General features: G+C 57.1%; 26 protein-coding genes. 18 read left to right on the forward strand and 8 right to left on the reverse strand.

The genetic code is table 11. The features are described from left to right. Positions 1 to 101: 101 nt before the first annotated feature. Positions 102 to 1,094, forward strand: coding sequence for a GlxA family transcriptional regulator (locus ACO06L_RS07565; RefSeq protein WP_202347717.1), 993 nt, complete (start codon positions 102 to 104; stop codon positions 1,092 to 1,094). Positions 1,095 to 1,204: 110 nt separating this feature from the next. Then, on the forward strand, positions 1,205 to 1,369 hold the full coding sequence (locus ACO06L_RS07570) for a hypothetical protein (protein WP_162841244.1): 165 nt from the start codon (positions 1,205 to 1,207) through the stop codon (positions 1,367 to 1,369). A gap of 15 nt (positions 1,370 to 1,384) precedes the next feature. Here the strand turns inward: ACO06L_RS07570 and ACO06L_RS07575 are convergent, their stop codons facing one another. Both ACO06L_RS07575 and ACO06L_RS07580 read right to left on the reverse strand, forming a co-directional pair. Beyond that, on the reverse strand, positions 1,385 to 2,407 hold the full coding sequence (locus tag ACO06L_RS07575; RefSeq protein ID WP_202347718.1) for a CNNM domain-containing protein: 1,023 nt from the start codon (positions 2,405 to 2,407) through the stop codon (positions 1,385 to 1,387). Continuing rightward, entirely contained in the window at positions 2,404 to 4,458 is a 2,055-nt protein-coding gene (locus tag ACO06L_RS07580; RefSeq protein ID WP_202347719.1) for an NADPH-dependent 2,4-dienoyl-CoA reductase, read from the reverse strand. The genes ACO06L_RS07575 and ACO06L_RS07580 overlap by 4 nt, the downstream gene beginning before the upstream one ends. Positions 4,459 to 4,811: 353 nt before the next feature. Between ACO06L_RS07580 and ACO06L_RS07585 the strand changes: the two genes are divergently transcribed. From ACO06L_RS07585 to ACO06L_RS07655, 15 genes are all read left to right on the forward strand, one after another. Beyond that, complete coding sequence (locus tag ACO06L_RS07585; RefSeq protein ID WP_202347720.1) at positions 4,812 to 7,613, forward strand: monovalent cation/H+ antiporter subunit A; 2,802 nt, start codon at positions 4,812 to 4,814, stop codon at positions 7,611 to 7,613. Further along, positions 7,613 to 7,978 carry a Na+/H+ antiporter subunit C gene (locus tag ACO06L_RS07590; RefSeq protein ID WP_064228271.1) on the forward strand — a complete coding sequence of 122 codons (366 nt, stop codon included), beginning with the start codon at positions 7,613 to 7,615 and terminating at the stop codon, positions 7,976 to 7,978. The genes ACO06L_RS07585 and ACO06L_RS07590 overlap by 1 nt, the downstream gene beginning before the upstream one ends. Beyond that, positions 7,975 to 9,492 (forward strand): monovalent cation/H+ antiporter subunit D, encoded by a 1,518-nt coding sequence (locus ACO06L_RS07595; protein WP_064228270.1) that lies wholly within the window; start codon positions 7,975 to 7,977, stop codon positions 9,490 to 9,492. Before ACO06L_RS07590 ends, ACO06L_RS07595 begins: the two co-directional genes overlap by 4 nt. Next, positions 9,492 to 9,980 (forward strand): Na+/H+ antiporter subunit E, encoded by a 489-nt coding sequence (locus ACO06L_RS07600; RefSeq protein ID WP_064228269.1) that lies wholly within the window; start codon positions 9,492 to 9,494, stop codon positions 9,978 to 9,980. The genes ACO06L_RS07595 and ACO06L_RS07600 overlap by 1 nt, the downstream gene beginning before the upstream one ends. Beyond that, positions 9,977 to 10,246: a K+/H+ antiporter subunit F gene (locus ACO06L_RS07605; RefSeq protein WP_064228268.1), complete on the forward strand. Its 270-nt coding sequence runs from the start codon at positions 9,977 to 9,979 to the stop codon at positions 10,244 to 10,246. The genes ACO06L_RS07600 and ACO06L_RS07605 overlap by 4 nt, the downstream gene beginning before the upstream one ends. A 42-nt stretch (positions 10,247 to 10,288) precedes the next feature. Further along, positions 10,289 to 10,621 carry a Na+/H+ antiporter subunit G gene (locus ACO06L_RS07610; protein WP_064228267.1) on the forward strand — a complete coding sequence of 111 codons (333 nt, stop codon included), beginning with the start codon at positions 10,289 to 10,291 and terminating at the stop codon, positions 10,619 to 10,621. 117 nt (positions 10,622 to 10,738) lie between these two features. Continuing rightward, the gene (locus ACO06L_RS07615; protein WP_202347721.1) at positions 10,739 to 13,048 is read left to right on the forward strand and encodes a putative monovalent cation/H+ antiporter subunit A; all 2,310 of its coding nucleotides are present in this window, start codon (positions 10,739 to 10,741) and stop codon (positions 13,046 to 13,048) included. Continuing rightward, a complete protein-coding gene (locus ACO06L_RS07620; protein ID WP_064228266.1) occupies positions 13,045 to 13,470 on the forward strand; it encodes a Na+/H+ antiporter subunit B in 426 nt (141 codons plus the stop codon). Before ACO06L_RS07615 ends, ACO06L_RS07620 begins: the two co-directional genes overlap by 4 nt. A 34-nt stretch (positions 13,471 to 13,504) precedes the next feature. Continuing rightward, entirely contained in the window at positions 13,505 to 13,852 is a 348-nt protein-coding gene (locus ACO06L_RS07625) for a Na+/H+ antiporter subunit C (RefSeq protein ID WP_202347722.1), read from the forward strand. Next, complete coding sequence (locus ACO06L_RS07630) at positions 13,849 to 15,363, forward strand: Na+/H+ antiporter subunit D (RefSeq protein WP_202347723.1); 1,515 nt, start codon at positions 13,849 to 13,851, stop codon at positions 15,361 to 15,363. Before ACO06L_RS07625 ends, ACO06L_RS07630 begins: the two co-directional genes overlap by 4 nt. Then, the gene (locus ACO06L_RS07635) at positions 15,360 to 15,833 is read left to right on the forward strand and encodes a Na+/H+ antiporter subunit E (protein ID WP_064228263.1); all 474 of its coding nucleotides are present in this window, start codon (positions 15,360 to 15,362) and stop codon (positions 15,831 to 15,833) included. Before ACO06L_RS07630 ends, ACO06L_RS07635 begins: the two co-directional genes overlap by 4 nt. Before the next feature lie 9 nt (positions 15,834 to 15,842). After that, positions 15,843 to 16,115 carry a monovalent cation/H+ antiporter complex subunit F gene (locus tag ACO06L_RS07640; RefSeq protein WP_014577875.1) on the forward strand — a complete coding sequence of 91 codons (273 nt, stop codon included), beginning with the start codon at positions 15,843 to 15,845 and terminating at the stop codon, positions 16,113 to 16,115. Further along, positions 16,108 to 16,515, forward strand: coding sequence for a monovalent cation/H(+) antiporter subunit G (mnhG, locus tag ACO06L_RS07645; protein ID WP_064228262.1), 408 nt, complete (start codon positions 16,108 to 16,110; stop codon positions 16,513 to 16,515). The genes ACO06L_RS07640 and mnhG overlap by 8 nt, the downstream gene beginning before the upstream one ends. A gap of 70 nt (positions 16,516 to 16,585) precedes the next feature. Further along, entirely contained in the window at positions 16,586 to 16,867 is a 282-nt protein-coding gene (locus ACO06L_RS07650) for a pyrimidine/purine nucleoside phosphorylase (protein WP_064228261.1), read from the forward strand. A 168-nt stretch (positions 16,868 to 17,035) separates the two neighbouring features. Beyond that, positions 17,036 to 18,679 (forward strand): fatty acid--CoA ligase, encoded by a 1,644-nt coding sequence (locus ACO06L_RS07655; RefSeq protein WP_064228260.1) that lies wholly within the window; start codon positions 17,036 to 17,038, stop codon positions 18,677 to 18,679. A 60-nt stretch (positions 18,680 to 18,739) separates the two neighbouring features. On the opposite strand, the gene ACO06L_RS07660 is transcribed toward ACO06L_RS07655, so the two are convergent. The 6 genes from ACO06L_RS07660 to ACO06L_RS07685 form a co-directional block, all read right to left on the reverse strand. Then, entirely contained in the window at positions 18,740 to 19,993 is a 1,254-nt protein-coding gene (locus tag ACO06L_RS07660; RefSeq protein ID WP_202347724.1) for a D-amino acid dehydrogenase, read from the reverse strand. Positions 19,994 to 20,138: 145 nt separating this feature from the next. Further along, positions 20,139 to 20,495, reverse strand: coding sequence for a translation initiation factor Sui1 (locus ACO06L_RS07665; RefSeq protein WP_064228258.1), 357 nt, complete (start codon positions 20,493 to 20,495; stop codon positions 20,139 to 20,141). Positions 20,496 to 20,530: 35 nt separating this feature from the next. After that, positions 20,531 to 21,058, reverse strand: coding sequence for a DUF4136 domain-containing protein (locus ACO06L_RS07670; protein ID WP_201257856.1), 528 nt, complete (start codon positions 21,056 to 21,058; stop codon positions 20,531 to 20,533). Positions 21,059 to 21,140: 82 nt separating this feature from the next. Beyond that, positions 21,141 to 21,746, reverse strand: a complete 606-nt coding sequence (locus ACO06L_RS07675) for a YigZ family protein (RefSeq protein WP_064228256.1) — start codon at positions 21,744 to 21,746, stop codon at positions 21,141 to 21,143. A 168-nt stretch (positions 21,747 to 21,914) separates the two neighbouring features. Continuing rightward, positions 21,915 to 23,237 (reverse strand): sensor histidine kinase, encoded by a 1,323-nt coding sequence (locus ACO06L_RS07680; RefSeq protein ID WP_202347725.1) that lies wholly within the window; start codon positions 23,235 to 23,237, stop codon positions 21,915 to 21,917. Beyond that, complete coding sequence (locus tag ACO06L_RS07685; protein ID WP_202347726.1) at positions 23,234 to 23,920, reverse strand: response regulator transcription factor; 687 nt, start codon at positions 23,918 to 23,920, stop codon at positions 23,234 to 23,236. The genes ACO06L_RS07680 and ACO06L_RS07685 overlap by 4 nt, the downstream gene beginning before the upstream one ends. A gap of 197 nt (positions 23,921 to 24,117) precedes the next feature. On the opposite strand from ACO06L_RS07685, the gene ACO06L_RS07690 reads away from it, so the two are divergent. After that, positions 24,118 to 25,284: a GNAT family N-acetyltransferase gene (locus ACO06L_RS07690; protein WP_202347727.1), complete on the forward strand. Its 1,167-nt coding sequence runs from the start codon at positions 24,118 to 24,120 to the stop codon at positions 25,282 to 25,284. The last annotated feature ends 31 nt before the right edge of the window (positions 25,285 to 25,315 follow it).

Consider the following 25,315-nt stretch of genomic DNA (forward strand, 5'->3'; position numbering starts at 1 on the left):
GGACACGCTGTAAATACATCCCTGTACGCTTGACTGCAGCATCCATGCTGCAGACATTCCCGGGAGGGAATGCCTCGCTGGTGGCCTGCTTTGGAGTTTGCATGCGAACAGTTTCAGTTATTGGTTTCGATGGCGCTTTAGCCAGCGCCATCACTGGCATTATTGATCTTTTCCGTCTTGCCGGAGTCACTTGGGCGCGGATTAACGATGAAACGCCGGCACCCCAGTTTACAACCCGACTTCTGACAAAAGATGGAGCCCCCTGCCGTTGCATTAACGGGCTGACCATTCAGCCAGACGGGGCCTGGAATGATCTGCTGCCGGGCGACGAGAGTGATCTGGTGGTGATACCGACTATTGGCGGCCCGATTGATGTCATTCTGGCCGGAAATTCGGAGCTCATTGAGTGGCTCAGCACTTTTCGGTCTTCAGACGCCGGGCAGGTGCGGGTGGCGAGTAATTGCACCGGCGCATTCATGCTTGCCGAAGCAGGGCTACTGGATGGTCGGCAGGCGACTACCCACTGGGGTTTTAGTCATCAGTTCCGGCAGCGTTTCCCGGCAGTGAACCTGCAACCGGACAAGCTGGTGACGGTGGACGGTGACATTGCCTGTGCCGGGGGCGGCATGGCCTGGTGGGATCTGGGGATTTACCTGGTAGAACGTTACACAGGGGCTCAGGTTGCGCGGGAGCTGGCGAAGGCGTTCGTAATTGATGCGGGGCGGACCAGTCAGGCGCCTTATAGTGCCCTGCAGGCTCGCCGTTACCATTCTGACGCGGCCATTCTTAAGCTACAGGACTGGCTGGATGGCCATTACAGTGAACCCATAACCCTCCAGCGCCTGGCCTCATTAGGCGGACTGACCGAGCGGTCTATGATTCGCCGATTCAAGGCTGCAACCGGCGACACGCCTACCGGGTACCTGCAGCTTCTGCGGATTGAGGTGGCCCGTCAGCATTTGGAGAAATCGCGTTTGCCAATTGATGAAATCACGCAATTGGTAGGCTATGAGGACGTGAGTTCGTTCACTCGCCTGTTCCGCAAACATACCGGGCTGTCCCCGGGCGCCTACCGATCACGATTTGTCAGGTAATGTCCGCATACCCATGAATGGCCCGGGTTATGCATCGGTTTTCATTGAAGGCCAACATCCGGCCTGAAACGTAAAGAATACCGACAGGTGTCACTATGGGGAGGTCCGCCATGAACGCACCGATCAGACAAAGCCAGGCAGACATTCTGAGCAAGCTGTACAATATGAAGCGAAAGCAGATCGAGCAAGCATTGCAACAAGGAAACAGCCTTCGGTGTCAGGTACTTGAAGCGGAAGCCGAGGCTATTTTCAATGCCTTGAAAGCAGCCCGTTAACCATTCCAGCCCCGTCTATCCGGAGCCATACTTCTTCAGACGACGGCTCCAGCGCTGCTTCGCATACCGGCGAAGGTTAGAGACATTATCGGTTTCATCCATGATTTCGGTGCCCAAAAGTGTCTCCAATATGTCCTCCAGCGTCACTATTCCCAGCCAGGTACCCAGTTCGTCATAGACCACGGCCAGGTGTTGCCGTTCTCTAAGCATGTCCGAGAACAGGAATTCGATGTTGGTATTGCCTTTCACGCGTTTGGTCTTGCGCATGTGTTCCAACAGGTCGACATCGGCATCCAGGTTGATCAGATCTGCCCGGTGCAGGTACCCAAGCGCCTCGCCTTCTTCATCGATTACCGGATAGCGGGAGAACGGTGATTTTCTGACCTGCTCCCTGAACTGTTCGTAAGTGATGTCCGGGTCGACGTATTTGCACACCGTTCGAGGCGTCATTACTGAACTGACCTTGATCTCGTGGAATCGCAGGACGTTATGGATCATCCGTCGTTCGTCTTCGTCCAGGGCCTGCTGATCCTTGCCTATTTCTGCCAGGGCGCTGATCTCGGCACGGATATCCGTGTCTGCCTCACCCGATGCAATGCGGCGAGTGACCTGTTTGGACAACCAGATGAACGGCAATAGCGCCTTGATCATGAACCCCAGGATGGCCGGCAGATGGGGCGCAATGCTGCGCCAGTACTTGGCACCGATGGTTTTGGGAATGATTTCTGAGAAGATCAGGATCGCCAGGGTCATCACGGCGGAGGCGATCCCGAGCCAGGCTTCACCAAATACCACCGTTACCTGGGCCCCGACACCGGTTGCGCCGACCGTGTGAGCAACGGTGTTCAGTGTAAGGATTGCAGACAGCGGATCATCCACATCGTCCTTCAGTTTGCGCAACCGGGCGAAGAGCTGCGGCTTCTCTTTCTTTAATGAAGCGATGTAGCTCGGAGTCACCGAAAGCAGCGCCGCTTCAAGAATGGAGCACAAAAAGGAAAAGCCAATCGAAAGTACGGCGAAGGCAATAAGTAATGTCATAGTTTGGCTGCGACTTCCGTTCCCTGCCGGATGGCTCGTTTTGCGTCCAGTTCTTCGGCAACGTCTGCGCCGCCGATCAGATGTGCGTTCACCCCAGAGTCCGACAACTGGTCGAAAAGTTCCCGGAACGGTTCCTGGCCGGCGCAAATAATCACGTTATCCACAGCCAACACCCGGTTTTCAGTCACTTTGCCGTCTTTGTCGGTTACGGAAATATGCAGCCCCTGGTCGTCAATCCGCTCGTAGCGACAACCCCTGAGCATTTCCACTTCGCGATGTTTCAGGCTGTTGCGGTGAACCCAGCCCGAGGTCTTGCCCAGGCCTCCGCCCACTTTGCCGGTTTTTCGCTGCATCAGGTAGATCTTGCGGGGAGATGGAGTCGGCTGGCGCTCGGCCAGCCCTCCGGGGCCATCAAAGTCCGGGTTGACGCCCCACTCCGCCTGCCAGTCGGCAACGCTGACCTGTTCGCCTTCCGGATGATGGCTGAAGTCGTGGGTGAGGAATTCGCTGACATCGAAACCTATGCCGCCGGCACCAATGACCGCCACGTTCTTGCCCACCGGTTTGTTGTGACGAAGCACATCGAGGTAACCGAGCACCTTCGGGTGATCTATACCCTCGATTTTCGGTGTTCTTGGTTTCACGCCGGTGGCGATCACCACGTCGTCGAAACCCTGTGCCTTCAATGATTCTGCATTCACGCGAGTACCGAGCTGAAGATCAATCTCCAGCAATTCGATCTGGCGCTGGAAGTAGCGAAGGGTTTCGTAAAACTCTTCCTTACCCGGGATGCGCTTGGCGTAGTTGAACTGGCCGCCGATCTGGTCATCCGCTTCGAAAAGCGTCACTTTGTGGCCCCGTTTCGCGGCTGTTGTCGCCGCGGCCAGCCCCGCAGGTCCGGCGCCTACCACGGCAACCCGGCGCACAACGGGCGCCACCGTCAACACCAGCTCGGTTTCGTGGCAGGCTCGCGGGTTTACCAGGCATGAGGCCCGCTTGGCCTGGAAAGCATGATCCAGGCAAGCCTGGTTACAGGCAATGCAGGTGTTGATTTCATCACTGCGGCCCTGCTCGGCCTTACGCACGAACTCGCTGTCTGCCAACAGGGGCCGGGCCATGGACACCATATCGGCCTTGCCCGAGGCGAGGATTTCTTCCCCTTTTTCCGGGGTGTTGATGCGGTTGGTGGTACACACAGGGATATCCACTTCGCCATAGAACTTGGCGGTTACATCGGCGAAGCCGCCACGGGGCACAGAGGTGACGATGGTGGGAACACGCGCTTCGTGCCACCCGATACCGGTATTGATGATAGTGGCTCCAGCCTGTTCGATGGCCTTGCCCAGAGTTACGATCTGGTCCCAGGTCTGGCCACCCTCAACCAGATCCAGCATCGACAACCGGTAAATAATGATGAACTCCGGCCCGACGGCTTCTCGCATGCGCCGCACAATCTCCACCGGGAGGCGCATACGGTTCTCGTAGGGACCGCCCCATTTGTCCGTTCTCTTATTGGTGCGCTCGCACAAGAACTGGTTGATGAAATAGCCCTCAGAGCCCATCACTTCAACACCGTCGTAGCCGGCGAACTTTGCAAGTTTCGCGGCACTGACGAAATCGTTGATCTGTCGCTCAACCCCCTTGGACGAGAGAGCGCGAGCCTTGAACGGGCTGATCGGCGCCTTCGTTGCGGATGCAGAGACAATCAACGGCTGATAGCCATAACGCCCTGCGTGCAGAATCTGCATACAGATCTTTCCGCCAGCCTCATGCACCGCGCTGGTCACATGACGATGCAGCAGGGCTGTGGCCCGGTTGTTCATGGTTGAGGCAAGCGGGGCCAACTGACCGACCAGATTGGGCGAGAAACCGCCCGTTACCATGAGCCCGACACCACCTTCGGCCCGCTCGGCGAAGTAACGGGCAAGCTTGTGAATGTTCCAGAACCGATCTTCGAGCCCTGTGTGCATGGACCCCATCAACACCCGGTTCTTCAGTTCGGTAAAGCCGAGATCGAGGGGTTTCAAAAGGTTGGGGTAGATTTCGGTCATTGGAGTCTCTCAATAAATATTTATCGCGAGTATACACTTGATCAATGGCAAGTTGACTTGACCTTCCAGACGGGGCACGTATCATCGGCAATCAAGTTTGACTGACGGAGCAACCATGACCGCAAGGTCCTTCGGCTGCACAAGAGTTACCCGCCCACCTGTTACCGCTGACATCGCGCGGCACCGGGGTCGTCTACCGTACTTCCCGGACCCGCCTGCTTTCCGCTGATCCACCCCACCCCCTATGCCGTAGTTGCATCGGCGCTCAATGTGCAGGGTGGCTGGCCGGAGACTAGACTCAGGCAAACATGCCTTCAATACTCACGTAAAAGAAAACCAATAACGAGGTTGCGATGTCGCTACCGCTGGTTGTTTTACTGCCTTTTCTGGGTGCTATAGCCGCACCCCTGTTCGCCCAGGGCGGCAGAACGGCGATTGCCGTTGCATCTTCTGTACCCGCGCTGATCGCACTCGCAGCCCTGTTCCCTCATTGGGAAACCCTGGCCGATGGCGGCGTGGTGCTGCACAGCTACGAATGGCTGCCGGCCCTCGGCCTCTCCTTCAGCTTCCGGCTGGACGGACTGTCTCTGCTGTTCGCCCTGCTGATCCTGATTATCGGGCTGCTGATCATTCTTTACGCCCGTTATTACCTGAAGGCTTACGAGAACGTCGGCAAATTCTACGCCCTGCTGCTCTGCTTCAAAGGTTCCATGCTGGGCATCGTGCTCTCCAGCAACCTGCTACTGATGATGATTTTCTGGGAGCTGACCAGCCTGACCTCGTTCCTGCTGATCAGCTTCTGGACCCACAAACAGGACGCCCGCCGGGGCGCCCGGATGGCGCTTGCGGTGACCGGTGGTGGCGGTCTCGCGCTGCTGGCCGGCATCCTGATTATCGGCAACATTGTTGGCAGCTTTGAACTCGATGCTGTGCTGGCAGCCGGTGACCAGATAAAGGCCCATGCCATGTACCCGGTCGCCCTGACGCTGGTTCTGCTTGGGGCCTTCACCAAATCAGCACAGTTTCCGTTCCATTTCTGGCTACCCCATGCCATGCAGGCGCCTACCCCGGTATCGGCCTACCTGCACTCGGCCACCATGGTTAAAGCCGGCATCTTCCTGATGGCCCGGCTCTATCCGGCGCTGGCAGGCACCGAGCAGTGGTTCTACATGGTCAGTTTTACCGGCATGGCCACCCTGCTCATTGGCGCTTACGTCGCCATGTTCAAGCATGACCTGAAAGGCCTCCTGGCTCATTCAACGGTTAGCCACCTGGGCCTGATTACCCTGCTGTTTGGCATGGGTACTCAGCTTGCCGCAGTGGCAGCCGTCTTCCACGTTATCAATCACGCCATATTCAAGGCCTCCCTGTTTATGGCCGCCGGCATCATCGACCATGAAACCGGCACCCGGGACATGCGCCGCATCAACGGCCTTTGGCGTTACATGCCTCACACCGCGACCCTGGCCATGGTGGCCGCTTCGTCCATGGCCGGTGTTCCACTGCTGAACGGATTCCTGAGCAAGGAGATGTTCTTTGCCGAATCCCTGGAGCTGAATCTCCCTGGGCTTATAGCCTGGCTGCCGCCTATTGTTGCAACCCTCGCCGGGATTTTCGCAGTGGCTTATTCGGCCCGTTTTGTCCACGATGTTTTCTTCAATGGGAAGCCGGTGGATCTTCCTATCTATCCACCCCATGAGCCGCCGCGCTACATGAAATTTCCAGTGGAGATCCTGGTTTTTGCCTGCATCATGGTGGGCGTCTTCCCGGCGGTTTCTATCGGGCCGCTGCTTTATATGGCCGCGTCCGCCACGCTTGGCGGTGATGTTCCGGAATACACCCTGTCTGTCTACCATGGCTTCAACCTTCCGTTGCTTATGAGTTTCGTTGCCTTTTTTGGCGGCCTGCTCATGTACAGTCAGCGTCAGCGCTTCTTCGACTTCCACGCCCGGTTCAAGGAGATTGATGAAAAAGCTGTCTTCGAAGCGGCCGTTCTGAGGGTTGTCGATCTGGCCAACAGGTTCACAGCGCGAGTCGAGAACGGCTCGCTCCAGCGATACGCCATGTTCCTTCTGGTAAGTGCCATTGCGGTCGCAGCCATGCCGCTTCTTGGTATGGGTCTCTTTATTGGTGAAAACGGGCTTGGCCCGGTAGATCTGCCGACAGCTATTGCGGCCGGGTTGCTTATCCTGTGCGCCCTGACAACAGCTGCCCTGCACCGGCAGAGGTTTTACGCGCTGGTTCTGTTGAGCGTGGTGGGACTTTTTGTGGCCCTGGCCTTCGCCCGTTTCTCGGCACCAGACCTGGCTATGACCCAGCTGTCTGTCGAAGTGGTGACCATTGTTCTGCTTATGCTGGCCATCTTCTACATGCCTTCCTGGACGCCAATTGAAACACCATTGAAAAGGCGTCTCAGGGACATTGCTATTGCAGCGGTCGCTGGTATTGGCATGACACTGGTCACTCTGGCCATGCTGACCCAACCGTTCAGTTCAATATCTGATTTCTTCCTGGAAAACAGCAAAACCGGCGGTGGCGGCACCAATGTGGTCAACGTGATTCTGGTGGACTTCCGGGGCTTTGATACCCTCGGCGAGATCACCGTTCTGGCCATTGCGGCCCTGGGTATTTACGCCATGCTCAAGAACACCGCCCTGACGCCGCCGCCCAGCGACGGCGAAGGCCACGCATGGACGCGGGACTCCCACCCGCTGATGCTGCGGCTGATTGCCCGGCCCATGCTGCCACTGGCACTGATGGTTTCCGCGTTCATTTTCCTGCGGGGCCATAATCTGCCCGGCGGTGGTTTCATCGCCGGTCTGGTTACCTCGGTTGCCCTGATCCTTCAGTACATTGCCGCTGGCATGAACTGGACTCAGGATCGAATTTCCTTCCGCTACCATAACGTCATCGGTCTGGGTCTGCTGTTCGCAACCGTTGCCGGTGCCGGAAGCCTGGCCTTTGGCTATCCGTTCCTGACCTCCACGTTCGATTACATAACCTGGCCGGTGGTCGGCAAGTTTGAGGTCGCGTCCGCCCTGATATTTGATCTGGGTGTCTATCTCACCGTGATCGGCGCTACCCTGCTTGCGCTGGTCAGTATCGGCCGGATATCTCCCCACTCCGCCATTAAGAGTAAAAAGGAGGGTGCATAATGGAGCTTGTTTTCGCGCTGGTCATTGGTGCCCTGACGGCATCCGGCGTTTATCTGATTCTGCGGGCTCGCACCTTCCCTGTGGTGGTGGGACTGACCATGTTGTCCTACGGGGTGAACCTTTTTCTCTTCTCCAGCGGACGCCTGGCAACGGGCGAGCAACCGGTCCTCGGTACCGCGGCAAGCTATTCCGATCCGCTGCCACAGGCACTGGTATTGACGGCTATTGTGATTGGCTTCGCCATGACCGCGTTCGTTGTCGTCCTGTCACTGCGCAACCTGGCCGACAACGAGGACGACCATGTGGATGGCAAACAACCCTACAAATCGCCTGCTCCGGAAGAAGAGGAGGTGACCGGTAAATGAACCACTGGCTCACCGCTCCTATTCTGATTCCGCTGCTAGGCGGCATTCTTCAGGCTTTCATGGGCTATGCGCCCATTAGCCTTCGCCGCACGCTGGCACTGGCAACAACCGTCCTGATGCTGGTTTCTGCCATCGTGCTTCTGGTGCTGGCAGACGACGGCAGCTATCGAATCTATGCATTCGGCAACTGGCAGCCACCGTTCGGGATTGTATTGGTCCTGGACCGCCTGGCGGCACTGATGCTGATCATGACGGCCGTTCTGGGCCTGTTCTGCCACATCTATTCGATCGGCGGTGCCGACGAAGGCAATCGCCAGTTCCACGCTCTCTTCCTGTTCCAACTGATGGGCCTGAACATCGCTTTCCTGACCGGCGATCTGTTCAACCTGTTCGTTGCTTTCGAGGTGCTACTCATTGCCTCCTACGGCTTGTTGATGCATGGCGGGGGGACGATCAGAACCGTTCCAGGATTGCATTATGTTGTATTGAACCTGATTGGCTCTGCGATTTTCCTCATCAGTGTCGGCATGATCTATAGCGTCACCGGCACCCTGAACATGGCAGACCTGGCGATCAAGATCCCCGAGGTTTCCGGCGAGGGCCTGAATATCGTCAAGGCAGGCGGCATGCTGCTGCTGGTGGTCTTCGGTCTGAAAGCAGCCATACTGCCCCTGTGCTTCTGGCTTCCCCGGGCTTACTCAAAAGCCACTGCACCGGTTGCCGCACTGTTTGCCGTGATGACTAAAGTTGGCATCTACGCCATTTTGCGGGTGTATCTGTTGATCTTCGGCGACGATGCCGGCGAACTGGCCAATCTTGGTATGGACTGGCTGTTCCCGGTTGCCCTGGCTACCCTCGCCATGGGTGTTATCGGCGCGCTGGGATCCGGTAGTCTGAAGACGTTGGTCGCCTGGCAGGTCATCATTTCCGTGGGCACATTGCTGGCGCCAATTTCGCTAGGTTCCGAAGCCGGCCTCTCTGCTGCCCTGTTCTATCTGTTAAGCACGACCTGGACGGTGGGTGGACTGTTTCTTGTCTCGGAGCTGGTGGCCAACCAGAGAGGCACTGCCCGGGACCGCATCATTACCGCCCCGAAAATGCAGAACCGCACCTTCCTGAGCGTGCTGTTCCTGATTGGCGCCGTTGCCGCAGCCGGTCTGCCACCACTGAGTGGCTTCTTCGGCAAGGTACTTATTCTGCAATCCGTGCAGTCGGGAACCGAAATGGCATGGCTCTGGTCAGTACTTCTGATCGGCAGTTTCCTGACCGTTATCGCGTACAGCCGCGCTGGAAGTATTGTTTTCTGGCGTACCGTGGAAGGCCATCTGGAAAAGCCAGACCCGCTCAACGGCCGGATTTCTGTTGCAGCCGGAGCACTTACCGCACTGGCAGTGGTGATAGTTGTGCTCGCCGGCCCGATTACCCGTTACACCGATGCCACGGCAGAACAGCTGCACGATAGAGATGCCTATACTGAGATCCTGCAAACCAAGATGGTCAGGGAGGATAGCTAATGCTTGATCGCCTCAGTTTTCCCCAGCCCTGGCTGAGTTTGACCCTTTTTATTACCTGGCAGTTTCTGAGTGACGGCGTCAGCGGCGGCAGTGTTGTCCTCGGCATCATCCTGGCGTGGGGTATACCCCAGATGACACAGGGTTTTTGGCCTGATCCGCCTGCATTCATCAAGGCCTGGCGAATGCCTGCGTACCTTGTACGAGTTGTCTGTGACATTGTTGTGGCCAGTTTCCAGGTGGCAAAACTCATTCTCAGCCCGCGTCCGGCACGCCCTGCATTCGTCTGTTATCCCCTGGAACTGGAGCACCCTCTGGCCATCACCATTCTGGCCAGCACAATCTCGCTGACGCCAGGAACCGTAAGCGCTGATGTCAGTGATGATAACAAGCTGCTGCTGATTCACGCTCTGGACGCAGAAGATGACCAGGAGGTCATCGACACGATAAGAGCCCGTTACGAGAAGCCTCTGCTGGAGATGTTCCAATGATGGTTACCGCTCTCTACATCACCATTGCCATGGTCACGCTGGCGGTACTTTTAAACGTTTACCGCCTGTTCAAAGGCCCGGACGCGCCGGACAGAGTGCTGGCCCTTGATACGCTCTATATCAATGCCATCGCTCTGATAATCCTGCTGGGCATCACACTGGGAACCCGTATGTACCTTGAGGCAGCCCTACTTATTGCCGTTATGGGCTTTGTCGGAACCGTTGCCATGGCCAAATATCTGAAACGGGGCAGCGTCATTGAGTGAGCCCGCACCAGACAAAACCCTGTTTTTGGGAGGACAGATCAGATGAACCCATACGCTGAATACGCCATCGCCCTTTTGCTGTTGATCGGGGGTGCGTTCACCCTGATAGGCGCCATTGGACTTGCTCGCCTCCCGGACTTTTTTACCCGCCTGCATGGGCCCACCAAGGCCACCACGGTCGGAGTAGGTGCCATCGTGATCAGCTCGGTGATCTACTTCAGTACAGTTGGACAGGGCATCGGCATTGAGGAATTCCTGATTACGGCCTTTCTGTTTATGACTGCCCCCATAAGTGCCAACTTCCTGGCAAAATCAGCCATGCATCTGAAGGTTAAGACGACAGAAAATTCTCGGGGCCAACCCTGGGACCAATGAGTCTACCGACTATTTTTTAAGAACCTTTTTCACCAAGGAGTCGTATTAAATACTGGTTTTAAAAAACACCGTTAACCGCAGGACGTTTTAACTTGGGTCGTAAAGGAGCACCCTTGCATGATGTTACTGGCTGTTCTTTCGGGATTTTTGCTGGCGGTGGCGGTCCCAGCGCTCTATCGCGTGGCAGGCAGACACATCGGCTGGGTGCTGGCCCTGCTCCCCGCATTGCTCACAGCCTATTTTGCCAGCCTGATCCCTGCGATCAGCGGCGGTGAAAGTCTCCTGATTCGGAACCAGTGGATGCCGGGCCTCGGCGTCTCCCTTGATTTCATGGTTGATGGCCTGTCGCTGGTCTTTGCTCTTCTCATCAGCGGTATCGGCACGTTCATCCTGATCTATGCCGGCTCCTACCTGAAAGGCCATAAAGACCTCGCTCGCTTCTACGTCGTCATGCTGTCGTTCATGGCGTCGATGCTCGGTTTGGTGCTGTCCGACAACCTCATTACTTTCTTCGTATTCTGGGAACTGACCAGCATCACCTCCTACATGTTAATTGGCTTCAACCACGAGGACGCGGAAGCCAGAAAATGTGCCTTGCAAGGGCTCTTCGTTACAGCGGGAGGTGGCCTGGTATTAATGGCCGGATTGATTCTGCTGATCTTTATCACCGGCAGCTACTCGTTTTCCGAAATACTCGCATCCGATCTGGCGATTCACGAACACGGTTACTACACCGCAGCGGCAGTTTGCATACTTGTCGGAGCCTTCACCAAGTCCGCCCAGGTCCCTTTTCATTTCTGGCTACCCAATGCCATGGCTGCGCCCACACCCGTTTCTGCCTATCTGCACTCGGCGACCATGGTCAAGGCCGGTGTCTATCTGCTGGCACGCATGAATTCCTCCATGGACGGGGATGCGCTCTGGAGCAACTCCCTGATGTTTTTTGGGGCTGCAACCATGCTCACCGGGGCTTACCTGGCCTTCAGCAGCACCGGCATCAAGAAGGTGTTGGCGTACTCAACGGTTATGGCTTTGGGCACCCTTACCATGCTGATCGGTGTTGGAACGGAGAAGGCTATCATCGCCTTCGTATGCGTTCTGGTGGCCCATTCCCTGTACAAGGGCGCGCTGTTCATGCTCGCAGGTGCCCTGGACCACGAAACCGGCACCAAAGACATCACGAAAATGGGCGGTCTCTGGCGCAGCATGCCCAGGACTGCACTCATTACCTGCATGGCGGCACTGTCTCTGGCAGGACTTCCCCCACTCTTTGGCTTCGTGGCCAAGGAACTGATGTTTGAGTCGGTCATCAATTCGCCAGCGTGGTCCTGGGGATTGCTGGCAGCCGCTGTCGCGTCTTCGATCCTGGTTGTGGCCGTGGCGGGACTGGTTTTCCTGAAGCCGTTTTTCGGTCCCGCTCGCACTACCCCGAAGCAACCTCATGACGCGCCCTTCGCCATGCTGATTGGCCCGGCAGTATTGACCCTGCTGGCCCTGATTCTTGGCGTGGCGCCGTTTTTGCCGGCACCGCTCGTGCTGGATGCAGCCGTATCCTCAGTCTATGGCAGCGGCGTACAGACCGCCCTGGCCCTGTGGCACGGAGTGAATGTCCCGTTGATACTGTCTGGCATCAGCCTGCTGGCAGGCTCACTGCTTTTCGTAGCCTGGCAGCGACTGCATCCGACACTTCATGCGGTCAACACAGCCGGCGGTCGCGTTGGCCCCGAGGCGGGGTATTTCCGATTCATGCTCGGGATTACTCAGATCGCAAGCTGGCAAACACGTGTGTTGCAGAACGGGGTACTCGGTGTTTACCTGCTGATCCTTGTGCTTGTGACCTTCGGTCTGTCCGGCTACACACTCTTTACCCGGCAAGGTTTCCAACTCGATTTCGATTTCAGCAATGGCTACTTCTATGAGTTTGGCATCGCTCTTCTTATCGTCGCGGCAACCGTTTTTGCCAGTGTCACCCGGTCCCGGCTGGGCTCCGTGGCCTCCGTCGGTGTGCTCGGTTTCGGGGTGGCCCTGATATTCATCCACTTCAGCGCGCCGGACCTTGGGATCACCCAGCTGCTGGTGGAGACTCTCACCGTCATATTGCTGGTGCTGGTGCTCTTTAAACTGCCGCCATTCGTCAACCTGTCATCGCCCTGGGAACGTTACCGGGACCTGACGGTCGCAGTCTTTGCGGGCGCGATCATGACCCTGCTGATGCTTGCGGCACTGGACATCCAGTACTTCGACAGCATTTCCAGTTATTACATTGAAAACAGTTACGGCCTTGCCTTTGGCAAGAACATCGTCAACGTAATTCTGGTGGACTTCCGCCAACTGGACACCCTGGGAGAGATCTTTGTTCTGGGCCTTGCCGCTATGGGTGTCTACTCAATGGTCAAACTCCGGGCGGAGGACCAGCACAAGGCATGAAGACGAACACGCTCATACTCCACACCGCGGCTCTGGCCATCATGCCGCTGCAATTGATGTTTTCGGTTTTCCTGCTCCTGCGGGGACACGACGAACCCGGCGGCGGATTCATTGGCGGGCTGGTGGCGGCCAGCGCTTTTGTGCTCTATGCCTTCGCCTTTGGGGCAGAGTCAACACGCAAGCTTCTGCGTGTCAGCCCGAGGGATATTCTTGCAGCAGGATTGCTTTTCGGTCTCGCCTCAACCATCCCGGCCTTCTGGACGGGCCAGGCCATGCTTACGGCACTCTGGTGGGAGGTTCCGCTCCCCGGTGACGGCTATCTCAAACTATCAACCGTTCTGATTTTCGACATTGGCGTCTACCTGGCGGTTCTGGGCACGCTGATGACCTTTGTGATCAGCCTGATGGAGTCGGACGAATGAACCGGGCACTCATTGACAGGGAGGTAGCTCAGTTATGGAAACCTTGATGGCCTACGTCGTTGGGCTGCTTTTTACAGCCAGCATATACATGATGCTGCGCCGCTCTATCGTCAAACTCGTCATTGGCCTGATTATTCTGAGCAACGCGGCCAACCTTCTGATCTTCGTCGTCGCGGGTTTGACCCGGGGCGCGCCACCGCTGATTCCCGAGGGGGCGAGCGAAATAGCCGGAACGGTAGCTGATCCACTGCCACAGGCCCTTATCCTCACCGCCATTGTGATTGCTTTCAGCGTCCTGGCGTTCGCCGTGGTTCTGATCCGTCGTGCCTACGAGGTGGTCGGAACCGATGACCTCGACAAGATGAAGGATACGGATACTTGAACCCGGAACTCGTTCTCCCGATCCTGATACCCCTGACAGCCGGAGCTCTGTCCCTGGCGTTCTGGCGCTCCGTCAAGCTCCAGCGGGTCCTTGCAGTTATTGCCACCGGGCTCTTGCTCGCGGCCGGCATCTGGCTTCTACGCTCAACCATCGCGCACGGCTTCCTGGTGGTGGAAATGGGCAGTTGGCCTGCGCCCTTCAGCATCGTGCTGGTGTCCGATGTTCTTGGCGCCATCATGATTGTGCTCACCGGCATTATCGGCCTTGCCATCGCGATCTATTCGCTGGCCTCAACGCCGAAAGGTCATGAGAAATTCGGTTATTACCCCCTGATGCACCTGCTACTTGCAGGCGTGGCCGGGGCCTTCCTGACTGGCGATATATTCAACCTGTTCGTCTGGTTCGAGGTGATGCTGCTCGCATCCTTTGCCCTTCTGACCCTGGGTGGGGAGCGCGCCCAGATGGAAGGCGCCATCAAGTATGTGACCCTGAACCTGTTTTCGTCGGCCATCTTTCTATCTGCCGTGGGCTTGCTGTACGGCATGGTGGGCACCCTGAACATGGCGGACATCGCTCAGAAGGTAAACAGCGTTGACGACCCCGGCATGGTTACCGTTGTCTCCCTGCTGTTCATGGTGTCGTTCGGCATCAAGGCCGCGGCGTTCCCGCTGTTTTTCTGGCTTCCTGCCTCCTACCACACCCCACAAGTTGCCGTTTCAGCTTTGTTCGCGGGGCTGCTTACCAAGGTCGGGGTGTACGCCCTGTACCGGGTATTTACGCTGATTTTTACTCAGGATGTCGCGTACACCCATACCATACTGCTTTGGGCCGCTGCCTTCACGATGTTAACGGGCGTGCTCGGAGCCGCAGCGCAGTTCGAATTCCGGCGTATCCTGTCTTTCCATATCTTCAGCCAGATTGGCTATATGCTTCTTGGGCTTGCGTTATTCACGCCTCTGGCACTGATAGGTGGTGTGTTCTATATCATGCACCACATCATTGTGAAGACGAACCTGTTCCTGGTGAGCGGCATTACCTACCGTCTGCTGGGTAGCTACGAGCTGAAAGACCTGGGCGGCGTTTACCGTCAGCGCCCTTACCTCGCTCTGTTGTTTTTGATTCCTGCATTATCGCTCGCCGGCATTCCCCCTTTGTCCGGCTTTTTCGCCAAATTCATTGTGGTTCGTGCCAGCCTGGAAGCCAGTGAGTATGTGGTCTCGGCGATCGCCCTGCTGGTTGGCTTGCTGACCCTGTATTCAATGATCAAGATCTGGGCGGAGGTTTTCTGGAAAAAACTGCCAGATCATGTAACGGATGCGAGCAGGCTCAATGGCGAGGTAAAGGACAGAAACAACTGGGCCTATTATGTGCCTGTCGTCGGGCTAGCCGCATGCACGCTGATTATCGGCCTTTATGGGCAGCCCATTTACGTCCTGGCCGAAACCGCCGCAGACCAGTTGATGAACCCGCAACTTTACATAGAAGCGGTTCTTGGAGGGCAGTCGAAATGATCGGTCTGTTCTGGAACGTGCTGCTCGCAATCGCCTGGGTGGTTCTCAGTGGCAGCGTCACTGCCATGAACCTGCTGGCCGGTTTCTGTTTTGGCTACGTTGCGCTCATGGTTCTGCAAAACCAGGTTCCTGCTTTGAAGGGCTACTCCCGTAGGATTCCGCGATTGGTCGCCTTCCTGGCCTTTTTCCTGAAGGAACTGGTGAAATCGAACTTGCGCGTTGCTTACGACGTCGCCACACCGGTTTGGCATATGAAGCCGGGTGTTATCGCGTTTCCACTCGAGGCAAGTACCGATATGGAGATCATGTTTGTCAGTAGTGTCATCTCCCTGACTCCCGGCACGCTAAGCCTGGATGTTTCCGATGATCGACGGGTGTTATTTATCCATGCCATGTTTCTTCAGGACGAGGAGCAACTCAGAAATGACCTGAAGGAACTGGAGCACCGAATCCTGAAGGTTATGCGCTAGGGGGCCGCCATGCTTGGAATCGCCATTAATATCGTTTATCTCATGCTGTCCCTGGCATTGCTCTTTGCCTTCATCCGGTTAACCCGTGGCCCTTCCCTCGCCGACCGGGTCGTCGCGCTGGAACTGATTGCATCCGTGGTGGTTGGCTACGTCGGAGTTCATGCCATTGATACCGGGGTCTCCAGTTTTCTTGATGTGGCTATCGTGATATCCCTGACGGCTTTCCTCGCCGCCATCGGGTTCGCCAGATTCTTGGAGCGGGGAGGCGTCAAGGATGAGTGAAATCTTCGTTTCTATTCTTTTGCTGGCAGGCGCTTCGTTCATGGTGCTTGCGGCCATCGGCATAGTGAGGCTGCCTGATCTGCCAACCCGCATGCATGCTTCCACCAAAGCAGGAGCAATGGGCGCAATATTGACGATGGCCGGAGTGGCACTGCATTTTTCCGACAGCGCTGTGGCCGCCCGGGCAATCGCCTTCATCGTGTTTATTCTGTTAACGGCGCCGATTGCTGCTCATGTCATCGGCAGAGCCGGCTATTTCACCGGTATAACGCTCTGGAGCGGTACAACCAAAGACGAACTGCGTGAGCGGTACGATCCAGACAGTCACAAGCTCAGTAGCGGGCTTGAGAACAAAACAGAGCGAGCAGTTTCGTCCAGGGACGAGAACGCCTCAGACTGATGATTTGTCATTGGAAGTGCACGAAATTCCCGTATAGTAGGCCTCCAAACTTATTCCAGGAGCCCAGCACATGCTGAAAGTAAATGAATATTTCGACGGCAAGGCAAAATCCATCGCCTTCCAGACGTCCACTCTGCCTGCCACGGTCGGAGTTATCAGCCCGGGTGAGTATGAGTTCGGCACCAGCAAGAAAGAAACCATGACCGTCATCAGCGGCGCCCTCACTGTCTTGCTCCCGGGCATGGAAGAGTGGATGACCTATGGTGCTGGCGAAAGCTTTGACGTCGCGGGCCAGGCCAGCTTCAAGGCAAAGACCGACATCGACACCGCTTACCTCTGCACCTACGAGTAAGACTGAAGCCCTAAAAGGCGCGTCCGCAGAGCGAAACGGAATTTGCATCTAAGCCACCGTTCGCTCTGCATTTTTTCACTATTACCGGTTCCTGTTTCAGCCAAACTGTGTCAGATTTATTCCTGTTTCTCGCGATAACACCAACAACTGGGAAAGAGGAAACAAGCAATGGCACAGACCCGCATTCTACCCCCGGCTGAAAACGCCTATGAGTACCCGCTGCTGATCAAACGACTCCTGCTCTCAGGCCCCAGGTACAATCCTGACCAGGAAATTGTCTACTCCAACCGCAGCAAGTACACCTACACCGATCTGGTCGAGCGCATCCACCGCCTGGCAAACGCGTTGACCGATGCCGGTGTAAAACCGGGCGATACCGTTGCGGTAATGGACTGGGATACCCCACGCTATCTGGAGTGTTTCTTTGCCATTCCAATGATTGGTGCCATTCTGCACACGGTCAATATCCGGTTGTCTCCGGACCAGATTGTTTACACCATGAACCATGCCGAGGACGATGTGGTTCTGGTGCACGATGACTTCCTCCCGATCATTGAGGCGGTCAAGGGCGAGATCAAAACGGTCAAGACCTGGATTCAGCTCACCGACAGCGAGGCCGCGAAACAGGCTCCTGTTGAAACCATCGGCGAGTACGAGAGCCTGCTGGCCAAGGCCAATGATCAGTTCGACTTCCCGGATTTCGACGAAAATAGCGTGGCAACCACCTTCTATACCACGGGTACCACAGGTAATCCGAAGGGCGTTTACTTCAGTCACCGCCAGCTGGTACTGCACACGCTGGCCATGACAGGCACCGTGGCGTCATTCGATGAGATGCCTCTGATGCGCTCCTCGTCGGTGTACATGCCGGTGACCCCCATGTTCCATGTGCATGCCTGGGGTGTGCCTTATGCCGCCACCATGATGGGCATCAAACAGGTGTACCCCGGCCGCTATGAGCCGGAGCTGCTGGTCGATCTGCTCAAGGAACACAAAGTGACCTTCTCCCACTGCGTGCCCACCATCATGCAGATGATGATGGCCACCGAATCCATCAAGACAGCCGATCTGAGCAACTGGCACGTGCTGATCGGCGGCAGCGCACTCACAAAAGGGCTCTGCGATGCCGGGGCCAAGCTCGGCATCAAGATGTACACCGCGTACGGTATGTCTGAGACCTGCCCGCTGCTCTGCGCTTCACACCTCAAGCCCGAGGATCTGGAGCTGCCTCTTGAGCAGCAAACGGCAATCCGTGTGAAAACCGGTATTGCAACGCCCATGGTTGAGCTGGAAATCGTCGACCCCGACGGTAACCCGGTTCCACATGATGGCGAGGCCAAGGGCGAAATCGTGGCCCGCGCACCCTGGCTGACCCAGGGTTACTTCAAGGAACCCGAGAAAGGCGAACAGCTCTGGGAAGGAGGCTGGCTTCACACCGGCGACGTGGCTTCCATGGAGCCGGACAACACCATCACCATCAAGGATCGCATCAAGGACGTGATCAAGACCGGCGGTGAGTGGCTGTCGTCACTGGACCTGGAAAACCTGATCAGCCAGCATCCGGCCGTGGCCGGCGCTGCCGTGGTTGGCGTACCCGATGAAAAATGGGGCGAACGGCCGCACGCGCTGGTGACTCTGAAACCTGGTGAGCAAGCCAGTGCCGGGGATATCCAGAACCACCTGAAGCAATTCGTGGAAAGCGGCGAGATCAATAAATGGGCGATCCCCGAGCATATTGATTTCGTGGAGGATATTCCCAAGACCAGCGTTGGCAAGATCAACAAAAAGCTGATTCGGGATCAGTTGCAGTAAACCGTCCGAACGCTGGAAACCGGGGTCAGATGAAGGCTTTCATCTGGCCCCTTTTCGGTTTTATAACCCGGAGAAGGTAAAATCTACGTCCGGCGTGCGGCCGTCAATGATGTCCGCGAGTGCCGCGGCAGAGCCACAGGAATGGGTCCAGCCCAGGGTACCGTGCCCGGTATTCAGATACAGGTTGGCAAAGTGGCTTTTTCCGATGTAAGGCACATTGGAGGGGGTCGCAGGCCGCAGACCGGTCCAGAATTCCGCCTGGTCCCAGTAGCCCGCTTCGGGCATGACTTCCGCCGTCCTGCGGACGATGGCTCGGCAACGGGTGTAATTCAGTTTTCGGCTGTAGCCACTGAGCTCCGCCGTACCTGCAACTCGCATGCGGTCCCCAAGGCGTGAGTAAACCAGCTTGTACTCATCGTCGGTCAGGCTGACCTTGAACGCCGCCTCCTCGTTTTTCACCGGCACGGTAATCGAATAGCCCTTGGCCGGGTATATGTTGAGGAAAATACCCAGCTGCCGGGCCAGAGCTGCACTGAAGCTGCCCATACTAAGTACATAGGCATCCGCTCGGAGCGTCTCATGATGGCCTTCACGGAGAGTCTGGACCCCAAGCACCCGCTCTCCGGCGCGCTCAAAACTCAGAATTTCTGTGCCGTAGCGGAACTCCACCCCGGCTTCCGCGCAACGGGTGGCCAGATTCTGTGTGAACAACCGCGCATCACCGGATTCGTCTTCAGAGGTGTAGGTTGCCCCAGCGATCCGATTGCGGATCGGCTTGAGTGCCGGCTCGAGTTCAACCGCCCGATCGGCATCAATAACCTGCCGGTCACAACCCAGATCCTGCATGATCCGGGTAGGCGCCATGGCGCCATCAAACTCGGCGGGATTGGTGTAGAAATGCAGGATCCCCTTCTCGAGGTGGTCGTACTCTATGCCGGCTTCCTTACGCAGAGCCTGCAACTGGCTTCGGCTGTAGGTGCCAAGGTTCACTATCTGGCGGATATTGTGAGCGGCCCTGGCCGACGTGCATTGTCCCAGGAAAGAAAGCGCCCAGCGCCACTGGTCCGGATCCAGCTTTGGCCGGAACAGTAACGGCGCGTCCAGTCTGGTCAGCCATTTCAACACTTTCAGGGGGGCTGATGGATTGGCCCAGGGCTCGGCATGGGATACCGAGATCTGACCACCATTGGCATAACTGGTTTCCAGGCCGGCCTGATTCTGGCGATCAACCACGGTGACCTGGTGTCCCTGCTTTTGCAGATACCAGGCCGTGGTAATGCCCACAACGCCTGCGCCCAAAACCAGTATATGCATGCTTGCCTCCGGTCGAACGGATCCTGCCATCCCCAGGGATATACCCCGGGGATTTCCGGCCAGATTCCGGTTGATGTAAAACTCGGGATTCGTTGTTCGAGGGCTCTATTGTAACGTGAGCAAGGGGGAATTGCGTGTTATACCATTAGCCACCAGCGCGCTTGACCGTCCACCCCTTCTGTTCCAGCAATGGAATCAGAAGATCTCTCTGGTCGCCCTGGATTTCGACCACGCCGTCTTTTACCGTGCCTCCGGTGCCGCATTTCGCTTTCAACACCTTGGCATAGGCTTTGAGTTCTTTGTCATCCAGCGGGATGCCGGTAATCAGGGTGACACCCTTGCCTTTACGACCTTTGGTTTCCCGGCTCACCCTTACGATACCGTCTCCGGCGGGCCGTGATGGCGCAGTGCAGGTGCATTCATTCACCGGGTTGCGACAATCCGGGCACATACGCCCCTGCTCGGTCGAAAAAACCAGACCGCCCTCGGATCGCTTCTTCATTCCGTCTCCGTGCTATTCCGGTCTTGCCCGGCCTTTCAATCAAGACCGGGAGGGTACTTGGTAAACATTTCAGCCACGACCTCGTCAATCAGTTCCCTGCGGGTCTCGGGTGACTGGTTTTCATTCAGATAGCGACGGCTGGCGGCCCGCCAGACAACTTCTTTCGACTTGCTGTCTGCCAGCTCTACAACCAATTTTCCCTCTTCAATTTCACGCACCGGGGGCGGTGCGGACAGGGCCCAGCCGAAGTTACCGCTGCCGAAACCAAAACCCAGTCCCAGTCCCGTCTGCTCAAGACGCTCCTCGGGCACGATCTGCCAGCTCACCAGCAAGTCGGCCTCTGCCTCAGGGACCTGTTTCAGCGCTTTGCGATTCAGCTCTCGCTCAACGGCACTGCGCACCCGAGTGCCGTCGAGCGAGGTAAAGGATGACGAGCCGTTACCACTGGCAAACGCCCAGGATGAATAATTTCCAAAAACCACGGACGAGTTATAGTCGGTCACTACATTGCTGGCGCAACCGGTCATGGCCAATGTAACAACCGCCAACATCAGAAAACGCATCATGATTTCTGCCCTCAATTCAGAAGAACGCTCTTTAAACAGTATACGCGTAGCAGACGTGTGACGATGCCCCCTGGATCCATCATCTTTCAAAACTGTAATCCAGCTTATGGGCATCGCAGAAAGCCCCGAACTCTGCCTGGCAGTCCTCCGGAACCAGTACCCGCGCACGAACGGATGCCCCATAATCGACAGACTCCACCGATGCACCGTTAACCTCACACCAATGGCGCAGGGGCTGTTCATCGGCAAAGGAGAGGGAAACCAGCACATCCGTCATGGGTTTCTGCACCACGCGGTCAACCGCTGACAGAACACTCTCTGCTGCCCCGGCATAGGCCCGCACCAGTCCGCCGGCACCCAGCTTGATACCGCCAAAGTACCGGATCACCATCACCAGGACATCACCCATATCCTTGTGCTGAATCACATTCAGAATCGGCTTGCCTGCCGTTCCGGAGGGTTCGCCATCGTCGTTCATGGCGGCCTCGGCGGCAGAACCGGGGCGGCCGATCTGGTAGGCCCAGCAGATATGACGGGCGTCCGGATGATCCTGATGCGCCTGCTCCAGCCACTCCTTTACTTCCTCCCGGGAACCCACCGGGGCCACCCGAGCAATGAACCGGCTTTTCTTCACTTCCGTTTCACGCTCAAGGTATCCTGCGGGAACGGGGTAATCTTTTTTCATGGACAACGACCTATGGCCTCTGACGGCGAGTACAACAACCCGGGCACTGCCAAACCCGCAAAAATTCGCAAAGCAGCCTGCGGAATCCGCTTTGACGAGGACGAGTTGCAGGAGGGTATCGACTTTTCAGGGGCAGAGAAACTGAAACCCTCCGATTCGGAGCCCGAATCAGCCGCCCCCGAAAAACACCGGCAGACGAACCGTCACCCTTAAGCCACCACGCTCACCGGCCTCTGCTGCTATTGAACCATCGTGGGCAGCAACGATGTCCCTGGCAATAGCCAGCCCCAGTCCCCAGCCTTTGCCTCCGCGGGACTTATCGGCCCTGAAAAACGGCTCGAAAAGCTGATCCATAAGCTCCGGCGGGACGCCCGGCCCTTCGTCATCCACCGCCAGACTGAGCCAGCCACCTGAGACCGTCACACCCAGATGGACGGCCCTGCCCGGCGGCGTATGATCAAGGGCATTTTGCAGGATATTGTCGATGGCTCGCTGTAGAAGGCCCTCGTCGCCGAGAACGGATACTCGTGCGCTTTCCTGTGACACAACCAGCTTGCAGTCCACACCCTGGTGTTCGGCGTAGTCTGCAGCATCCTGGAGCACCTGGTTGATTACGTGCACGGGCCTCAGGGGTTCCCGCTCAATATCACCGCCAGCGTCAGTCACCCGGTACAGGGTCAGGATCTGTCCGGTCATGGTTTCAAGCCGCTCGTTCTGGCGCAGGATACTGGCCATCAGCTCCTCATCAGCGCCGGACTCGTTCGCCAGTTCAATGGCGATACGCTGGCGGGTGAGCGGCGTTCGGAGATCGTGGGAAATATCCCGGAGCAGGTATTTCTGACGATCCAGAAGGCTGCACAGCTGCTCTGTCATGGCATTGAAGGCGGTCGCCAACTGCCCAACCTCATCCCTGCGCTGTGCGATCTCATCACTGACCCTGAGAGAGTTATCCCCGCCCGCAATCGCCCGGGCCGTGCTCTCCATATGCCGCAGCGGCCTTGATACCAGGCGGGCGATCCACCAGCACGCCAGGGAAATCATCAGCAAGGCCAGCCCGAACTCTATAGCCCGGAAGAACCTGGGGTTGAGCCAGCCAGCGCCCTGCACCCGGGGCCAGGCCACCAACCTGTAACCGCTGCCAACGTCCAGAACCGCCGGTTTCTGCGGATACCATCCGGATTTCATGCGGTCGCGAATGAACGAAGGCAGCTTGCCATCGTTCTCATCCTGTTCGAGCAGCACCAGAAACAGTTCAAGGCGCTCGCCCTCATCCCGCAGAAAGCGCCAGGCAGCACCTCGATCACCGGACTCACGGATTGCGATCGCCTCTTCGGCCAGATCCCTGAGACCTGCCTGCCGCTCGATCGCCTCCCGTTCCCGGTCGAGAAGCATTCTGGTTGCCAGATTGCTGGCCACCACGGTGACCGCCATGGCCAGCCAGATCGAGAGGAAGATCCGCCAGAACAGGGGGAACATGGGCCGCTGCTTCATTCAGGCACCCGATAGCTGTAACCCAGCCCGCGAACGGTTTCGATACGGGGCGGATCGTCGTTCCCCAGCTTCTTGCGAAGGTTACTGATGTGCATATCAAGGGTGCGGTCGTATGCCTCCAGCCGGCGGCCAAGGGCCCACTGCATGAGATCGGTTTTGCGGACCACGCTGCCTGCGTGCGCGAGAAGCACTTGCAGAACTTCGTATTCGGTGGCCGTCAGCTCCATGACAACATCGTTCTGGTATATCCGGCGATGACCGGGCTCGACCCTCAGGTCACCATAGGTCCGGGCAGCATGGACTTCGGTTTTCTGGTCCCAGGCAATCCGTCGCAACAGTGCCTGCAGGCGAGCCACCAGTTCCCGTGGGTTGCAAGGCTTGGGAATATAGTCATCGGCACCGACTTCAAAGCCCACGATCCTGTCGGTTTCATCGCCCCGGGCCGTCAGCAGCACAACCGGCAGATGAGTCTCTGCCCTCAATTCCCGCAAAACCTCAAGGCCGCTGATGTCCGGCAGCATAATGTCGAGCACGACGATATCGCAGCCCTGGCCAAGCGCCAGAGCCAATCCGTCCCGCCCGTTTGCTGCCTCGCGGACGGTGAAACCCTGATTGGTCAGGTAACGGGCAAGCAGTTCCCGCAGTTCATCATCGTCTTCGACCAGTAACACCCTGTTCTGCATCTTGCCTCTCCACCTGTCGTGCCGGCCACCGTTGCTGCCTGAAGTCTAACACGCTCGAGGCAAGTCGCTGATTCAGCCTTTCCCACTTTGCAGAACCTTTACACAGGCGTATCCCGGGCTTTAGAGCGTGATGAAGGATGATCAGAACCTGTGTTCTGACGTATGGTATCGGGTACACAAAGGAGTTTTCCCGCACCATGCCAGAATCCGGACCAGCGACTTTTTCCCTGGAAACCTGTTCCAGTATCAATGACATTCCCGCACGAGAGTGGGAGCGACTGGCAGGATGCACCAACCCTTTTCTTCGCTACGAGTTCTTCCAGGCTCTGGAAGAGTCCGGATGCACATCGGCAGCCACAGGCTGGTCTCCGAAACACCTGGTGTTCAAGTCGGATGGCAGAATCGTCGGCCTGGCACCGGCTTACCTGAAAAGCCACTCCATGGGTGAATACGTTTTTGACTGGGCCTGGGCCGATGCCTACCAGCGACATGGCCTTGCCTATTACCCTAAGCTGTTGATCGCCATCCCGTTTACGCCCTCTGCCGGCCCCCGGTTGCTGCTGGATCCGGGCCTGCGAGAACAACTGACACCAGAACAGATTCATGACCTTCTGGACACGCTGACCGACAAACTGGGCGCCCACTCCTGGCACCTTCTGTTCCCCGACAGCGAGGACCAGAAACTGCTCCACCACGACCGGGAGTTGCACCGGATCGGATGCCAGTTCCACTGGCACAACCACGGTTACGGGAACTTTGATGGTTTTCTGGCAGCGCTGACTTCCCGCAAGCGAAAATCCATACGCAAGGAGCGCCGCCAGGTTGCCGAACAGGGCATTTCCTTTACCCGCTTCCACGGCCGGGGCATTCCGGAACATGTGCTGTCTGCCTTCTACGTATTTTACCGGGCCACCTACCTGAAACGGGGCCAGCGGCCTTACCTGAACAGGCGCTTCTTTGAACTGCTTCTGGAGCAGTTACCCGAGCATGTGCACCTGGTCATCGCCGAGCACGAAGACGAAATGATTGCCGGAGCCCTGTTTCTGGCGGGCAAAACCACCCTCTATGGGCGCTACTGGGGATGCCTGGACGAATACAACCACCTGCACTTCGAAACCTGTTATTACCAGGGCATCGAACTGGCTATGGACCTGGGGCTGAGCCATATCGACGCTGGCGCCCAGGGTGAACACAAACTGGTACGTGGCTTTGAGCCGGTAATTACCCATTCATGGCATGGAATTCGGCACCCCGGCTTCCGCGAGGCCATCGAGAACTTCACCCACGAAGAAGCGGAACACGTGCTCGGTTATTTCGAAGACGCCAAATCCGTTCTGCCCTTCCGTCAGCAGGAGCAGGATTAGCTTCTATACTGAATTACCATACAGGAATTGC

Origin of the sequence: Marinobacter sp., from assembly GCF_965229985.1 — a bacterium.
Classification (GTDB): domain Bacteria; phylum Pseudomonadota; class Gammaproteobacteria; order Pseudomonadales; family Oleiphilaceae; genus Marinobacter.

Bases quoted from the DNA above. Each gene is read 5' to 3' on its own strand.
- ACO06L_RS07565 (WP_202347717.1), top strand. From the start codon at position 102: ATGCGAACAGTTTCAGTTATTGGTTTCGATGGCGCTTTAGCCAGCGCC.
- ACO06L_RS07570 (WP_162841244.1), top strand. From the start codon at position 1,205: ATGAACGCACCGATCAGACAAAGCCAGGCAGACATTCTGAGCAAGCTG.
- ACO06L_RS07575 (WP_202347718.1), bottom strand. From the start codon at position 2,407: ATGACATTACTTATTGCCTTCGCCGTACTTTCGATTGGCTTTTCCTTT.
- ACO06L_RS07580 (WP_202347719.1), bottom strand. From the start codon at position 4,458: ATGACCGAAATCTACCCCAACCTTTTGAAACCCCTCGATCTCGGCTTT.
- ACO06L_RS07585 (WP_202347720.1), top strand. From the start codon at position 4,812: ATGTCGCTACCGCTGGTTGTTTTACTGCCTTTTCTGGGTGCTATAGCC.
- ACO06L_RS07590 (WP_064228271.1), top strand. From the start codon at position 7,613: ATGGAGCTTGTTTTCGCGCTGGTCATTGGTGCCCTGACGGCATCCGGC.
- ACO06L_RS07595 (WP_064228270.1), top strand. From the start codon at position 7,975: ATGAACCACTGGCTCACCGCTCCTATTCTGATTCCGCTGCTAGGCGGC.
- ACO06L_RS07600 (WP_064228269.1), top strand. From the start codon at position 9,492: ATGCTTGATCGCCTCAGTTTTCCCCAGCCCTGGCTGAGTTTGACCCTT.
- ACO06L_RS07605 (WP_064228268.1), top strand. From the start codon at position 9,977: ATGATGGTTACCGCTCTCTACATCACCATTGCCATGGTCACGCTGGCG.
- ACO06L_RS07610 (WP_064228267.1), top strand. From the start codon at position 10,289: ATGAACCCATACGCTGAATACGCCATCGCCCTTTTGCTGTTGATCGGG.
- ACO06L_RS07615 (WP_202347721.1), top strand. From the start codon at position 10,739: ATGATGTTACTGGCTGTTCTTTCGGGATTTTTGCTGGCGGTGGCGGTC.
- ACO06L_RS07620 (WP_064228266.1), top strand. From the start codon at position 13,045: ATGAAGACGAACACGCTCATACTCCACACCGCGGCTCTGGCCATCATG.
- ACO06L_RS07625 (WP_202347722.1), top strand. From the start codon at position 13,505: ATGGAAACCTTGATGGCCTACGTCGTTGGGCTGCTTTTTACAGCCAGC.
- ACO06L_RS07635 (WP_064228263.1), top strand. From the start codon at position 15,360: ATGATCGGTCTGTTCTGGAACGTGCTGCTCGCAATCGCCTGGGTGGTT.
- ACO06L_RS07640 (WP_014577875.1), top strand. From the start codon at position 15,843: ATGCTTGGAATCGCCATTAATATCGTTTATCTCATGCTGTCCCTGGCA.
- mnhG (WP_064228262.1), top strand. From the start codon at position 16,108: ATGAGTGAAATCTTCGTTTCTATTCTTTTGCTGGCAGGCGCTTCGTTC.
- ACO06L_RS07650 (WP_064228261.1), top strand. From the start codon at position 16,586: ATGCTGAAAGTAAATGAATATTTCGACGGCAAGGCAAAATCCATCGCC.
- ACO06L_RS07655 (WP_064228260.1), top strand. From the start codon at position 17,036: ATGGCACAGACCCGCATTCTACCCCCGGCTGAAAACGCCTATGAGTAC.
- ACO06L_RS07660 (WP_202347724.1), bottom strand. From the start codon at position 19,993: ATGCATATACTGGTTTTGGGCGCAGGCGTTGTGGGCATTACCACGGCC.
- ACO06L_RS07665 (WP_064228258.1), bottom strand. From the start codon at position 20,495: ATGAAGAAGCGATCCGAGGGCGGTCTGGTTTTTTCGACCGAGCAGGGG.
- ACO06L_RS07670 (WP_201257856.1), bottom strand. From the start codon at position 21,058: ATGCGTTTTCTGATGTTGGCGGTTGTTACATTGGCCATGACCGGTTGC.
- ACO06L_RS07675 (WP_064228256.1), bottom strand. From the start codon at position 21,746: ATGAAAAAAGATTACCCCGTTCCCGCAGGATACCTTGAGCGTGAAACG.
- ACO06L_RS07680 (WP_202347725.1), bottom strand. From the start codon at position 23,237: ATGAAGCAGCGGCCCATGTTCCCCCTGTTCTGGCGGATCTTCCTCTCG.
- ACO06L_RS07685 (WP_202347726.1), bottom strand. From the start codon at position 23,920: ATGCAGAACAGGGTGTTACTGGTCGAAGACGATGATGAACTGCGGGAA.
- ACO06L_RS07690 (WP_202347727.1), top strand. From the start codon at position 24,118: ATGCCAGAATCCGGACCAGCGACTTTTTCCCTGGAAACCTGTTCCAGT.